The following is a 13,924-nucleotide window of genomic DNA, read 5'->3' as shown; positions in this document are numbered from 1 at the left end:
ATGGGTCTGGAACTCGTCTCGCCCGGCAAGAACCCGCCGGAAGAAATCAACGTCATCATCGAGATCCCGAAGGATTCCGAGCCGGTGAAGTACGAAGTGGACAAGGAAACCGGCGCGATCTTCGTCGACCGCATCCTCTCCACCCCGATGCGCTACCCCTGCAACTACGGCTACGTGCCGAGCACCCTGTGCGGCGACGGCGATCCGGCCGACGTACTGGTGGTGCTGCCGCTGCCGCTGGTCCCGGGTTCGGTGGTGCGCTGCCGTCCGGTCGGCGTGCTGAAGATGAGCGATGAGGCAGGCAGCGACGAGAAGATCCTGGCCGTGCCGGTTTCGAAGATCTTCAGCGGCTATGCCCACGTCGAGGACATCGCCCAGGTGTCCAGCCACTGGCTGGAGCGCATCGGCCACTTCTTCGAGCACTACAAGGACCTGGAGAAGGGCAAGTGGGTCAAGCTGGACGGTTGGGGCGGCGCGGCCGAGGCCAAGCAGATCCTGATCGAGGCGCACCAGCGCCACCTCGACAGCAAGGCCTGAGACTGAACAGCATTGCTCCGGCGCACGGCGTCGGAGCGATGCGGGTCACGTTTCATGACGGCGGCACATCACCTTTGCCGCCGTATTAGGTAAATTGCGTCACTTCACACGTCATCGACATCGACCGTCGAGACAGCCAGGGGAATGTGTCGTGCGTATTCTGCTTGTTGGGGATACAGCCAGCCTGCCGGCTGAGCTGACCGAATTCATTGCCGATCTTGGGGAAGACTGGCAGCCGTTGACCGCCACCGATGGCCATGCCGCGATGACCGCGGTCGCCACCCAGGGCGTGGACGCGGTGATCGTCTGCCCGCAGTTGCCCGATCTCAACGCGACCACGTTGCTGGGACAGATCCGCACCTTGCGCCCGGAGACCATCCGCATCGCACTGGTCGATGCACAGCATGGCAACCGGCCGCCGCCGGCACGCCTGATCGGGGTCGCCCATCGCTTCCTGCCATTGCCGCTGGCACCAGAAGTACTGCTGGAAGCATTGACCAGCCTGGAAGAGCTGCGCGAAGTGCTGGACAGCCCGCGCCTGCGCGATGCCATCGGCCGCATCGAGAAGCTGCCTTCGCCGCCGCACCTGTACCTGAGCCTGACCCAGGCACTGGAACATGACGACGACGCTGACAGCGCCGATGTCGCCAAGCTGGTCGCCGCCGACCCGGCGATCGCGGCCAAGGTGCTGCAGCTTTCCAATTCGGCGTTCTTCAGCCAGGGCCGCACCATCGCCGACCTGCGCACCGCCGTGACCCGGCTGGGCCTGGCCACGCTGCGTGACCTGGTGCTGGCCAGTGAGGTGTTCTCCGCGCCCACCTTGTCCGGGGCCGAACGCAATTCGCTGCAGCAGCGTGCCTTGATGGCCTCGCGATTGGCCGCACGCCTGCTGCCCGACTCCAGCGCCGAACTCGGTGCCACCGCCGCCCTGCTGGCCGACATCGGCCTGCTGCTGCCGGGTGTACGCAACGAGCGCAGCGAAACGGAGCCGGCCGATGATGATCGCCCCGGGCATGCCGAAGCCGGCGCCTATCTGCTGGGCCTGTGGGGCCTGCCGATGCCGATCATCGAGGCGGTGGCGTTCCATCTGCAGCCGCAGCGCGCCAATACACGCAGCTTCTGGGTGACCGGTGCGGTGCACGTGGCACTGGCGCTGGTCAACGGTGACCCGGTGGATGAAGAGTATCTGCAGCGCGCCGGTGTGCTGAACAAGCTGCCGCAATGGCGCGAGCACGCCAACAGCCTGATGGGGCTGGTGCCGAGCGAGGCCTGACGTTTACGTCACGGGAATGTTGAAGGCAGGTTGCAAAGAGTGCTGTCGTTGTTCAGGGACGGACCGCGATGGCCTCGATCTCCACCCGTTGGGCCGGATGGGCCAAGCCCGCCACCTGGAAGGTAGAACGGGCCGGCAGAGCTGTGCTCTTTGCGGGACTACCGAAGAACTGTGAGTAGCCCGCAGCGAACCCCGCCAGATCCATCCTGCCACCGGTTTCCTCACCGCCAACGAGATAAACTTGCAGTTTCACCAGGTCTTCCATTCGCAATCCAATGCTTGCCAGTTGCTCGTGGATCTGCCGCAACACGCTGATCGTTTGCGTTCTGGTATCGCCGTAGTCCAGAGGAGCGCCAACACCGGTCGGTTCCGGCAGTTTGCCGCTGAGGTAGACCGTCGTACGCCCTGGGGGCACCTCGACAGCGTAAGCAACAGGAATAGCCTCGGATGTATGACGCTTGATGTCTGTGGCCGATACGGGGAGCGCCGTGGCTGCGCACACGACCATCACAGCCATGGTTTTGACCTTGTTCACTGCCTTCATTGTGCTCGATCTCCGTTTTCTGGTGAACGACGTTACGCCCGTCAAGTGGCGGGTGATGCAATGAAGATAGCAGCACACTGAGCCCCTCTACAGAGTCAATCACGTCGGCGCAGGCTCATCCGCACACCCATGTTCCCATTCACGCGCGTGCGGTGCTGGTGGCACAAAGAAGAAGGGCGGACCTTGCGGCCCGCCCTCCTCTTTCTGCTGTCACGCTTCGATGGATCAGAAGCGCTGGGTGTACTTCATGTAGTAGTAGCGACCGATGTCGAAGCCACCGTAGTAGGAGAAGCTCGAGTTCGGCTGGCTGTACATGACCGGGCCTTCGTGGTTGAACACGTTGTTGGCACCGACCGAGACCGTAGCCTGCCACGGCAGGGTGTAACGCACCTGCACATCGTGGAAGGTGTTCGAACCAACCTTGCGGGTCGGCTGGCCCAGGGTGTAGGCCGAGGTGAAGTCAGGCAGGTTGCACTCGGTGTCGTAGGAGCACGGCTCCTTCATGCTCGAGTAGTAACGCACGGCCCAGTTCACGCCCAGGTTGCCCAGGCTCCAATCGACATTCAGGTTCGAGCGGACGCGGAAGTTCGCACCCCAGTCGCCGGTTGCCCAGCTGGTGTGCTGCTCGACCGGAGTCTCGGCTTCGTTGTCGCGCTTGTACTCGAGGTAATCGACGTAGGTGGTCTTCCAGTCAACCACGATCTTGCCGAAGGAGAACTCCGGCAGGCGGTACTTGATGCCCAGGTCGTAACCTGCGGTTTCCTGGTAGCCACCGTTGATCAGGGTACGGGTAACGTCGACCACCTGGTTGACGGTGCGGCCTTCGGTACCGCGGCTGAAGCGGTCACACGCCGACGCCACGCCCAGCACGTAGCACTGGTTGAGGATCGAGGTCACCGACTCGGCGGCGATCACGTTGTTGATGCGGATCTTCCACCAGTCCAGGCTGACGTCCAGGYCCTGCACGAAGTTCGGGCTGTAGACCAGGCCAGCAGTCCAGGTCTTGGAGGTTTCCGGCTGCAGTTCCGGGTTGGAACCCGACTCGAAGGCGCTGTAGGACTGGGTGCCCGGGCCGGTCGACTGTGCGCCACCGGAGGTGATCTGGCGGAAGTTCGCCGGAACGCCACGTGCGCCGCAGGCCGCGGCAACCGACGGATTGCGCGAAGCCGAGCCGAAGCTGCTGTCGCACGGATCGGTGTAGGCGTCGAAGGTCTGCGAGGTGCCGCCGTACATGTTGGCGATATTCGGCGCGCGGAAGCCCGTCGAATAGGTCGCACGCACCAGCAGGTCGTCGATCGGCTTCCACTTCAGGCCGAACTTGCTGTTGATGGTGTCGCCGAAGGTGTTGTAGTCCGAATAGCGACCGGCCATGTCGAGCGACAGTTCCTTGGCGAACGGCATGTCGGCCAGCACCGGCACGTTCAGTTCGACGTAGAACTCGTCGAGCTTGTAGCTGCCCTTGGTCGGTGCGCCGGCCAGGTCGGTGCTCAGGCCCGACTGCAGCAGTGCATCCGGGTTGTACTCACCGCTTTCCTGGCGGTGCTCGTAACCGGCAGCGATGGCCAGGTCACCGGCCGGCAGCGTGAACAGCGAACCGGAGATGTTGGCGCTGTAAGCCTTGGTGGTGTTGGTGTAGGTGTCGTGGCTCGGCAGGAACAGGTAGGCCTGCAGTGCCGGGTCAGCCAGCGAACCGTTGCCGGTGGAGCCGTACGGTGCGAGCGGGTTCCACGGGGTGCAACCGGCGATCACCTTGCCCGGGGTGCCGCAACGGGCAACGTCGCCGTCCATGAAGGACGGGCCGACGGCGTTCTGCACGTTCGGGATGAACAGGTTGCCGGTGCCGGTCTTGACGCCCTTGTTCTGGTTGTAGACGTAGCCCACGTCCCAGTCCCAGAACTTGTCGGCGAACTCGAACGAGCCTTCCAGGCCGGCCGAGAAGCGGAAGGTTTCCTGCTCGGACTCGGTCTGGCGCGGGAACTCGGAGGTGCGACGGATGAAGTTCGCGTCCTTGCCCAGCGGGTTGTAGATGCTGTCGGCCGACAGCGGGGTGCCGTAGACCTCGGACTGGTACGGGTAGCCGGCAATCTGCGAGGTCGCGGTGCGCTTGGTGTACAGCACGTTCGCGGTGGCGCGGATGTTGTCGGTCAGGTCGTAGTTGCCGTTGGCAAAGACCGAGCGACGGGTCAGCTTGTTCTGCAGCCACATTTCCTGGCTGGCATTGGTGTAGTCGGCGGTGCCGAACTCACGGAAGTCGCCCATGCCGTTGCCGGCACCGGTATTGGCACGGGTGTACCAGATATCGTCGTTGGCGTCCTTCGGGGTACCCATGTCGTCGATCAGCACGCCCTGGTTCGACGCCGGCGACCAGCCATTGGCATCGTCGTCGGTCGGGAACGGGTGGAAGCGGCCGTTCGGGTAGCGGCTGAAGGAACGATCCTTGGCCTTGACCTCGTCTTCCTTGCTGTATTCGGCGCCGAAGGTGATCGAACCGCGCTCACCGGTCTGGCCGTAGACGAAGTTGTAGACCTGCTTCTGGCCGTCGCCCTGGCCGTACTGGCCACCGTAGACGCTGGCTTCCAGGCCGTCGAAGTTCTTGCGGGTGATGATGTTGACCACGCCGGCGATGGCGTCGGAACCATAGATGGCCGATGCACCGTCGGTCAGCACTTCGATGCGTTCCACGACCGAGGTCGGGATCGAGGCCAGGTCGGTGTAGCCGCCGGTGCTGGTGCCCATGCGCTTGCCGTCCAGCAGCACCAGGGTGCGCTCCGGGCCGAGGTTGCGCAGGTCGACGTACTGGCCGCCGACTTCTTCGCCCGAAGACAGGGCATCGGCGCGGCTGATCGCCGGCGAACCGGTCGCCGACAGGTTCTGCACGATGTCGGCAACGCTGGTGAAGCCCTGCTTTTCAATGTCGGCGCGCTGCAGCGCGATCACCGGCTGCGCGGTTTCCATGCTCGCCTGGCGGATGCGCGAACCGGTGACCGAAATGCGGTCCAGGTCGGTCGTGCCGCCGGCAGCTGCGTCCTGCGCCGAAGCGAAGGACGGTGCCAAGGCAAGCGCAATGCCGGCCGGCAGCAAGCCGAGCCGCACTGCGGGAATACGAACGTTCATCAATCTCTCCAAGGTACGTGTTAGTAGCGTGTTAAAACGCCGTAGCACGTTACGATTGCGTTGCAGCGCTGTATTTGCGCGACACAACCGGAGACTTTGCGGAGTGTGGCGGAAGCTGTCCGTCATTCTCGCGGAAGCGCGAGGCGGACTGGCCGTAGCGGGCGCGGAAGGCACGCGCGAAGCTGCAGCAGTTGTCGAAACCGCTGGCGGCAGCGACTTCGCCGACCATCATGTCGGTATCGCGCAGCAGATCGGCCGCACGTTCGAGGCGCAACCGTGCCGAAAGCGACTGCGGGCTTTCCTCGTACAGGCTCTGGAACGTCTTGGAGAGATACCAGCTGGAGAAGTTGGTCAGCTCGGCCAGTTCGCCGATGCGCACCACACGGTGGCTGTTGCCTTCCAGATACAGGCGCGCGCGCTGCATGCGACCAAACACCTGGCGCTTGCGGCTGCGCGAGCGGCCCGGGCAACGCTGTACGTTGTCGGCCAGGCTGCGCTGCAGACCGGCCAGATGCAGCAGCAACGGACGCAGTGCCTGCGCCGGCTGCCCGCTGGCGAGGGCGTCACGCCACAGGCGCAGCGCCACCCGCGCATCAGCGCGGTTCATCTGGCCACGACCGGCGTACAGGCCGCAGTCGGCCATTTCGGTCAGCACGCGCAGCGCTTCCACGTTCAGGTTCATGCCCACGCACAAGCCGTTGCGCCCGGCCTGGACCAGCGGCCTGGACTCCTTCTCGAACGCGATCCACTCGCCCTGGCGAAGCCGGAACCGCCCTTCCTTGGCTTCCACCCACGAGGTGCCGCGCACCTGCATCCAGACGCTGAAACTGGTGCCGGCGGTCTGCAGGCTGCCGAGGCGGGCAACCCCCATGCAGGTCGGCGCGACATCGTCGATCGCCTTGTCCAGGGATACGGTTTGGCCACGATCAGCCAGCGAGAGTTGACGCATAGGGGCACCACGGATTTGCCAAGTACAGGCCTCCGTTTTGCCAAATGAGGTGACAGCGCGTCAGGAAAGACTGCCGAGATCGCCACGAATTCGCGGCGAGATCGTCACGAAGAAATTACGAAGGCCCTTTCTCGTTCAAGATCAATAATTTGGAGAATGCCGGGAACAGTGCGGGCGGTTGTTCGGGCAATCGCATCACACCGATGTCGGCACCATCGCTGATGGCCAGGGCCAGGTACAGGCTGTTTCCGTCGGCACTGGCGCTCAGTCCATTGCCCGCGCTCAGCCGCTGGGCGTCCAGGCAACGCTCGGCTTCTTCGCGTCCGGACTGGATACGGACCAGGGTCGTGCCACAGCTGGCACTGCTGCCGAGGTAGTCGATGCTGCCGTTGCCGGCCACCGTCCAGGTCCGGTAGCGCCAACGGCTGGGCCGGTCCTCACTGACCTGCTGCACGCTGGCAGGGGTCAACGCTGCGTCCACCGACCACAGCCCACCGGCTGCCAGCCGGGTGAACAGCACCCGCCCGGTACTGCGGTCGAAGCGCGCCTGCGATACGCCTTCCAGGCTGGCCAACCGCCGCCATGGCTGCGCGCTGCGGTCGAACAGGCTCAAGCGGGTGTGCTGGTCGGCATCACGTTCGACCACCAGCAGCTGCTCCGCGTCTGCGCCGTACAACGCCTGCAATGGCTGCTCGGCGGGAACCGGAAGGCGATGCAGTTGTTCATCGCGCGGTGCGATCTCGTAGACAACCGCTTCGCCATGCTCATCGCGGCCCACCACCAGCAGATGCCGGCTGTCGGCCGACCAGTCGGGCGCCTGCCGTGCCTCGGGCTTCAGCCCCTCGATCGGCCGCAGCGACTCCGGCCGCTGCATGTCGGCCCACCACAGGGCGAAGCTGCCGGAACGATCGGAACTGAACACCAGTTGCCGCCCATCCGGTGCCACCATCGGTTGCCCGTCGCGGCCACTGGAGGCGAACAGGCGCTCACCGGCACCGCCCTGCGCGGGCATCCTGAACACCCCGAACTGCGCGCGCCGATGCACGAACGCCAGCATGTCGCCGCGGCGGGACACTGCCGGCCACTGCGCATCGTCGAGCCCAGCGTCGCGCAACGTGCGGCGCTCGACGTCGAGGTAGTACAGGCGTGCTTCGCTGTCCACGCGGCGACCGAACACGATATGCCGACCGTCGCCCAGCCACGCCCAACCACGCAGTTCGGCCGATTCGGCGGTCAACTGCTCGGGCGTGCCGCCGCTGGCAGGCATCCGCCACAGGTCGCCCAGCTGGGGGTTGCGGACAAACACCAGCCATCGGCCATCCGGGGAATAGCGCGGGGCGTAGTCGAAATCATCCTCGTCGACAGCGTACTCCAGCGCACGCCATTGGCCGGTGGCCAGATCGAGCACGCGGATGCCGCGATGGGCATAGCGACCGACCATGCTGCCGAAGACCAGGCCACGACCATCGGGCGTCCAGTCGAAACTGAGCAGCTCGGTGCCGTCGCAGCGCGTGGCCTGGCGCACGGCGCCGCCGGTGGCGCTGGCGATCAGCACCTGGCAGCTGGCATCGGCACCAAAGCGGGCGAAGGCGATTTCGCGGCCATCGGGCGACCAGTTCGGGAAACGGTCGCTGGCACCTGCCGGTGGCGATAGCAGCTGGCGCGCGGGGGCATTGCCGGAGGTCTGCACCTTGATGGCGTTGCCGCCGGCGCCATCGTCGTTGGCGCCTTCGTAGGCGACCTGCGATCCATCAGGAGAAAGTGTGGGATAGGTCTCAAAACCGGCCGTCGCGGTAATCAATCGATACGGCCGCTCCGGACTTCCGATCACCCGCGTGCCGTTCTCCACTGCCGCATCCACCGGAGAATTCACCGGCGCCGGGCGGCGCAGCAGCAGTACGCTCAACACCACCAGCGCAAGCAGCATCACCACGCCCAGTGCCAGCAGCAGGCGACGGCGCAGACGGCGCCAGCGGCGGCTTCCGCGTTCAACCGCCGGCACGCCGGCGGCGGCCACGGCATCCGGCGCAGGCGGCTGTGATGCGGTCGAGTCCTCTGCAACGGCGATCGCATCGGTCTCGTGGTCCGCCAGCGGTTGCACCGGCACAAGCAGGCGGTAGCCGGTCTTGGCGATGGTCTCGATGTACGCCTGGCCGTTGTCGTCGTCGACGCTGAACGCCTTGCGCAGCTGGGTCACGGCCTGGGTCAGCACATCGTTGGTCGGCAGCGTGTCCGGCCACACTTCGGCGAACAGCTCGTCACGGGTCACCACCCGCCCCGGCTGCCGCATCAACACGCGCAGCACGCCCAGCGACTTGGGCGTCAAACGGCGTGTACGGCGGGCACCGGCGACTTCGACCTCACGCGAGGACAAAGTAACGATGCACTCACCGACGCGGACGCGGTCGGATTCAGGCGACTGGATTTCGCTGTTGATCATTCGTTGCTATGGGGCTGAAACAGGCCGCAAACACTGTTCACCATCGATCCCTTCCCATCCTTGGCACAGCAAGAAGCCAGATTCCGCACAAAGCATCGGCGCATACCGCAAAAAAAACGAAGCCTCCGGATATTAGCCTATGCGAGTTACCTCGCCTATCGCGTGGTCGACATCAGGCTCTCTCTCGCCGACGCATTCACATAATACGCATCATCATTCGCGCCCTTTTGGGCGCGATATTTTTATCTGGCGTTCATTTTCAGAAGCGTTTCAGCATGGTCAGGCCAACCAGCCGCGAAACCACCAGCGCTACGTACATGACGCCGGAAAACTGCTCCAGCATTACCAGCGCGCGGGCCTGCGGATGCAGTGGCACGACGTCGCTGAGACCTACCCCCGACAATAAGCTGAAGCTCAGATAAAGCAGCTCCATCCATGTGCGCTGCGCGCCGCCACTGGCGCCCTGGAAACTGCCCGGATACCACTGCTGACATACGGCAAAGGTAAAAGCGAATGCCCATGCCAGCAGAGTGAACGTGGCACCGGCGGCGAACAGCTCGTCGCGCGTCACTTTGTGGTCCTGCAGCATGTAAGCGATCAGCGCACCGGCGGTGTAGAAATACAGCAGGCTTTCCAGCAGCTGCGCGGTGATGCCCAGTGCAGGCCGGTCGAGCAGGGCCGCCGAAAGGGAAAACACCACCGCCGGGATGGCCAGCACCAACGCCAGCCATGTCCCCAGCGGGCTGCGCTGCACCACCCACAGTGCCAGGCCGAGCACGGCCATGCCGAATACGCCTACTGCCGCGCGCCCGGCAGCAGTTTCGTCCAACGCCGGGTATAGCAGCACCGACAACAGCTGTGCGCCGAGCAGCCAGGCAGAGGGATGACGGCGGGCGATGGCCAGCCAGCGGGTGGTGACGGCAATGGGCATGGTTCCGTGTCCCCGGGGAACGATGGGGCGAGGATAGCGGCATGTCGGTGAGTTGGGTGACTGGACGGTGCCGGGCATGACCCGGCACTGCCCATCTGCGATCAGCCCTGCTGGTACACCTCGGCGCCGGCCGCCCGGAACTGCTCGGACTTTTCCTGCATGCCCTTCTCGGCGTACTCGCGCACGTCCTGGGTGATCTTCATCGAACAGAAATGCGGGCCGCACATCGAACAGAAGTGGGCCAGCTTGTGCGCGTCCTTGGGCAGGGTCTCGTCGTGGAATTCCTTGGCCTTCTCCGGGTCCAGGCCGAGGTGGAACTGGTCTTCCCAGCGGAATTCGAAGCGTGCCTTGCTCAGCGCGTTGTCACGCACCTGCGCACCCGGATGCCCCTTGGCCAGGTCAGCAGCATGGGCGGCGATGCGATAGGCCATGATGCCGTCGCGCACGTCCTGCCGGTTGGGCAGGCCCAGATGCTCCTTCGGCGTGACGTAGCAGAGCATGGCAGTGCCGAACCAACCGATCATCGCCGCACCGATCGCGCTGGTGATGTGGTCGTACCCCGGTGCGATGTCGGTGGTCAGCGGGCCAAGCGTGTAGAACGGCGCCTCGCCGCACTCGCGCAGCTGCTTGTCCATGTTCTCCTTGATCAGCTGCATCGGCACATGGCCGGGGCCTTCGATCATGGTCTGCACGTCGTGCTTCCACGCAATCTTCGTCAACTCGCCCAGCGTCTCCAGCTCGCCGAACTGCGCCGCATCGTTGGCATCGGCAATGCAGCCAGGACGCAGGCCATCACCCAGCGAGAAGGTCACGTCGTAGGCCTTCATGATTTCGCAGATGTCTTCGAAATGCGTGTAGAGGAAGTTTTCCTTGTGGTGGGCCAGGCACCACTTGGCCATGATCGAACCGCCGCGGCTGACGATGCCGGTAACCCGCCTGGCGGTGAGTGGCACATAGCGCAGCAGTACCCCGGCATGGATGGTGAAGTAGTCCACGCCCTGCTCTGCCTGTTCGATCAGGGTGTCGCGGAAGATCTCCCAGGTCAGCGCTTCGGCGCGGCCGTCGACCTTCTCCAGCGCCTGGTAGATCGGCACCGTACCGATCGCCACCGGCGAATTGCGGATGATCCATTCGCGCGTTTCATGGATGTGCTTGCCGGTTGACAGGTCCATCACCGTGTCGCCGCCCCAGCGGATCGCCCACACCAGCTTTTCCACTTCCTCTGCAATGCCCGAGGACACCGCGCTGTTGCCGATGTTGGCGTTGATCTTGGTCAGGAAGTTGCGGCCGATGATCATCGGCTCGCTTTCCGGGTGATTGATGTTGTTGGGCAGCACCGCACGGCCGCGGGCGATTTCCTCGCGCACGAATTCCGGGGTGATGATCTGCTGGATCGACGCACCGAATGCCTTGCCAGGATGCTGCTGCAGCAGTGCGGCATCGCGGATGGCTTCCAGCCGCTGGTTTTCGCGGATTGCCACGAATTCCATTTCCGGTGTGATGATGCCGCGGCGCGCATAGTGCATCTGGGTGACGTTGGCGCCGGCCCGCGCGCGACGTGGCAGGCTGCGCGCGGGAAGACGGACCGGGTCCAGCTTCGGATCATGCTCGCGCGCGCGGCCGAACGAGGAGCTGAGGCCGTCGAGCTGTTCGGTGTCGTTGCGCTCCTCCACCCAGCCACGGCGCAGTGCCGGCAGGCCCGCAGACAGGTCGATGCGCACGTCCGGATCGGTGTACGGGCCGGAGGTGTCGTAGACGGTGACCGGTGCGTTCTCTTCGCCGCCGAACACGGTCGGCGTGCGGGTCAGCGCGATCTCGCGCATCGGCACCTGCAGGTCCGGGCGCGAGCCAGGCACGTGGATCTTGCGCGAGCCGGGTATCGGCCGGGTCACGGATTCGGAGAGTTGCTGGGCCTGTTGCTGCAGGGCGGAGAGCTGTGCGTTCATCGGGCATCGTCCAGGAAGGTCAGGGACGAAGCGGCGGCGCACTGCACCCGCGCACGGACGGCACCAAGGCGCTCCTTGGGCAGGTTCCGGGTACGGCTGCATTGCAAAGCTTCCCTACGCCGGTATGAGCCGGATCAGGTTCCAAGGGACTATCTCAACCGTGGCCACAAGGCCGCGGTACCCCCGCTTCTTGGTGGGCATTAGAGCATAGAAACCACTCGACCTCCTGGCCGTTCATCCACGCAGGGCGCAGATCTGCCGCACCCGCGTTAACAGAACCGTGACGTCGCATTCAGTAACGTGCACGCGCGCCGCACCGTTGCACGTGGCGCTTTCCCTGCCGCCATCGCGGTGCCTGTCCGGTGCGCGCACACTGTCGCCGGCCTACTCCCTGCAAGCTTTCGCTCGCTCCCCTCAATCCCTTGATCGGAGAAGCTCCTTCATGGTGTTTCGCATTTCCATCGCACTGGTGCTTGCCCTGGTGCTGCTGGCCGGCCTCGCGCCCGGTCCCTTCAATACCGTCGTGCAGGCGGCGCTGGCTGATGTCATCCGCAGCGTCGGTTGGCTGTACCTGCTGGTGGTGTTCCTGGCGCTGGTGTTCCTGATGTACCTGGCCTTCGGCCGCTTCGGCAACCTGCGCATCGGTGGCGAAGACGCTGAACCCGAATTTTCGCGCGCCAGCTGGATGTCGATGCTGTTCGCCGCCGGCATGGGCATCGGCCTGGTGTTCTGGGGCGCGGCCGAGCCGATCTCACACTTCACCAAGCCACCGGAAGGCATTGCGCCACAGAGCATGGATGCCGCGCGTGCATCGATGCGCTATGCGTTCTTCCACTGGGGCCTGCATCCGTGGGCGATCTATGCACTGATCGGCCTGGCGATGGCCTGGTTCCAGTTCAACCGCAATGGACGGGGGCTGGTCAGCGATATGCTGCAGCCGATCATCGGCCGCCACCATCGCGGCTGGATCGGCCGTGTCGTCAACATCGCGGCGGTGGTCGCCACGGCGATCGGCGTGGCGACGACGCTCGGCTTCGGCACCATCCAGATCGCTGCAGGCGTGGAGCGCGTATTTGGCCTGCAGGCGACTGTACCGGTGCAGATGACCATCATCGCCATTGCCTTCGTGCTGTACATGGCCTCGACCGCCAGCGGTGTGGAGCGCGGCGTGAAGTGGCTGTCCAACTTCAACCTGGCACTGGCTGCATTGCTGGCCGCGACCGTACTTGTGCTGGGGCCGACTGGCTTCATCTTCGATACGTTCACCACCACGCTGGGTTCCTACCTCAACCAGCTGGTGACCATGAGCCTGCGCATGTCGCCGTTCTCCGGCAGCACGTGGGTGGCCGACTGGACGATCTTCTACTGGGCCTGGTGGATTTCGTGGGCCCCGTTCGTGGGCTCCTTCATCGCGCGCATCTCGCGCGGCCGCAGCGTGCGCGAGTTCGTGATCGGCGTGGTGTTGGCACCGACCCTGCTGGGCTTCTTCTGGTTCGCCGTGTTCGGGGGAACGGCATTGTGGGCGCAGATCTTCGGCCACGCCGACCTTGTACAGGCACTGGGCAATGGCTATGAGACGGTGCTGTTCACCCTGTTCGACAGCCTGCCGGCGTCGCTGATGCTGTCGGCGGTGGCGTTGGTGCTGTTGATGATCTTCTTCGTGACCTCAGCCGATTCGGCGGTGCTGGTACTGGCCAGCATGTCCACCGACGAAGCCGGGGATCCGCCGCTGAAGCGCAAGCTGGCGTGGGGCATCGCGGTAGCGTTGATTGCGGCGGCATTGCTGCTGGCTGGCGGGCTGGATGCGTTGCAGGGCATGATCACGATTGCGGCGTTGCCGTTCGCGCTGCTGATGGTGCTGGTGATGGTGTCGCTGTACCGGGTGCTGGACCAGGAGTACACGCGCGAGCGGCGGCAGGCGCAGCGCCAGCGGCGCATGATCGATGCGTGGATCGCACGCGAGATGGCGGCGCAGGAAGAGACCCAGGCGGAGGCGGCACGCGCGCAGGATCAGGATTGAGGGTGTTTTGCAGCCTGCGGCTGCACCGCTTTTTTCAGGCAAAGGCAACGGCCGAAGCCAAGGCGGCTCTGGGTTGCTGCTTGCCTGGCGGGGAGGGGGCCGATGGCGGGACACGCCGCAAGTACGTCCCTGTAGGCTCGGCCACGGCATCCATGCCGTGGACGGTCCCG

Annotated in this window: 9 protein-coding genes and 1 riboswitch; of the genes, 3 read left to right on the top strand and 6 right to left on the bottom strand. The window is 64.7% G+C overall.

The window, feature by feature from the left end:
* Both ppa and AC1DCU_RS19315 read left to right on the top strand, forming a co-directional pair.
* Positions 1-537 (top strand): inorganic diphosphatase, encoded by a 537-nt coding sequence (gene ppa, locus AC1DCU_RS19320; protein WP_005410935.1) that lies wholly within the window; start codon positions 1-3, stop codon positions 535-537.
* A 151-nt stretch (positions 538-688) separates the two neighbouring features.
* Entirely contained in the window at positions 689-1,810 is a 1,122-nt protein-coding gene (locus AC1DCU_RS19315; protein WP_032976758.1) for an HDOD domain-containing protein, read from the top strand.
* A gap of 52 nt (positions 1,811-1,862) precedes the next feature.
* On the opposite strand, the gene AC1DCU_RS19310 is transcribed toward AC1DCU_RS19315, so the two are convergent.
* The 6 genes from AC1DCU_RS19310 to thiC all read right to left on the bottom strand — a co-directional run bounded on the left by AC1DCU_RS19310 (position 1,863) and on the right by thiC (position 11,734).
* Positions 1,863-2,354 (bottom strand): Rid family hydrolase, encoded by a 492-nt coding sequence (locus AC1DCU_RS19310; protein ID WP_051585056.1) that lies wholly within the window; start codon positions 2,352-2,354, stop codon positions 1,863-1,865.
* 225 nt (positions 2,355-2,579) lie between these two features.
* Complete coding sequence (locus tag AC1DCU_RS19305) at positions 2,580-5,468, bottom strand: TonB-dependent receptor domain-containing protein (protein ID WP_478014260.1); 2,889 nt, start codon at positions 5,466-5,468, stop codon at positions 2,580-2,582.
* Positions 5,469-5,517: 49 nt separating this feature from the next.
* Entirely contained in the window at positions 5,518-6,417 is a 900-nt protein-coding gene (locus AC1DCU_RS19300; RefSeq protein ID WP_025874158.1) for a helix-turn-helix transcriptional regulator, read from the bottom strand.
* 115 nt (positions 6,418-6,532) lie between these two features.
* The gene (locus AC1DCU_RS19295) at positions 6,533-8,857 is read right to left on the bottom strand and encodes a winged helix-turn-helix domain-containing protein (RefSeq protein WP_442251827.1); all 2,325 of its coding nucleotides are present in this window, start codon (positions 8,855-8,857) and stop codon (positions 6,533-6,535) included.
* Between the two features lie 259 nt (positions 8,858-9,116).
* Entirely contained in the window at positions 9,117-9,788 is a 672-nt protein-coding gene (locus AC1DCU_RS19290; protein WP_032976761.1) for an ion channel, read from the bottom strand.
* Between the two features lie 101 nt (positions 9,789-9,889).
* A complete protein-coding gene (gene thiC, locus AC1DCU_RS19285; RefSeq protein WP_442251826.1) occupies positions 9,890-11,734 on the bottom strand; it encodes a phosphomethylpyrimidine synthase ThiC in 1,845 nt (614 codons plus the stop codon).
* A gap of 93 nt (positions 11,735-11,827) precedes the next feature.
* A riboswitch (TPP riboswitch) is annotated at positions 11,828-11,929 on the bottom strand.
* 247 nt (positions 11,930-12,176) lie between these two features.
* On the opposite strand from thiC, the gene AC1DCU_RS19280 reads away from it, so the two are divergent.
* Positions 12,177-13,754, top strand: a complete 1,578-nt coding sequence (locus AC1DCU_RS19280) for a BCCT family transporter (RefSeq protein WP_025874154.1) — start codon at positions 12,177-12,179, stop codon at positions 13,752-13,754.
* Positions 13,755-13,924 lie beyond the last annotated feature (170 nt).

Source organism: Stenotrophomonas sp. 10L48, from assembly GCF_056395105.1.
The sequence above is the reverse complement of the archived record's forward strand: the minus strand, read 5'-3'. Positions and strand labels throughout refer to the sequence as shown.

Coding starts and splice junctions, on each gene's coding strand:
- AC1DCU_RS19310 (WP_051585056.1), bottom strand. CDS start 2,354: ATGAAGGCAGTGAACAAGGTCAAAACCATGGCTGTGATGGTCGTGTGC.
- ppa (WP_005410935.1), top strand. CDS start 1: ATGGGTCTGGAACTCGTCTCGCCCGGCAAGAACCCGCCGGAAGAAATC.
- AC1DCU_RS19300 (WP_025874158.1), bottom strand. CDS start 6,417: ATGCGTCAACTCTCGCTGGCTGATCGTGGCCAAACCGTATCCCTGGAC.
- AC1DCU_RS19295 (WP_442251827.1), bottom strand. CDS start 8,857: ATGATCAACAGCGAAATCCAGTCGCCTGAATCCGACCGCGTCCGCGTC.
- thiC (WP_442251826.1), bottom strand. CDS start 11,734: ATGAACGCACAGCTCTCCGCCCTGCAGCAACAGGCCCAGCAACTCTCC.
- AC1DCU_RS19280 (WP_025874154.1), top strand. CDS start 12,177: ATGGTGTTTCGCATTTCCATCGCACTGGTGCTTGCCCTGGTGCTGCTG.
- AC1DCU_RS19290 (WP_032976761.1), bottom strand. CDS start 9,788: ATGCCCATTGCCGTCACCACCCGCTGGCTGGCCATCGCCCGCCGTCAT.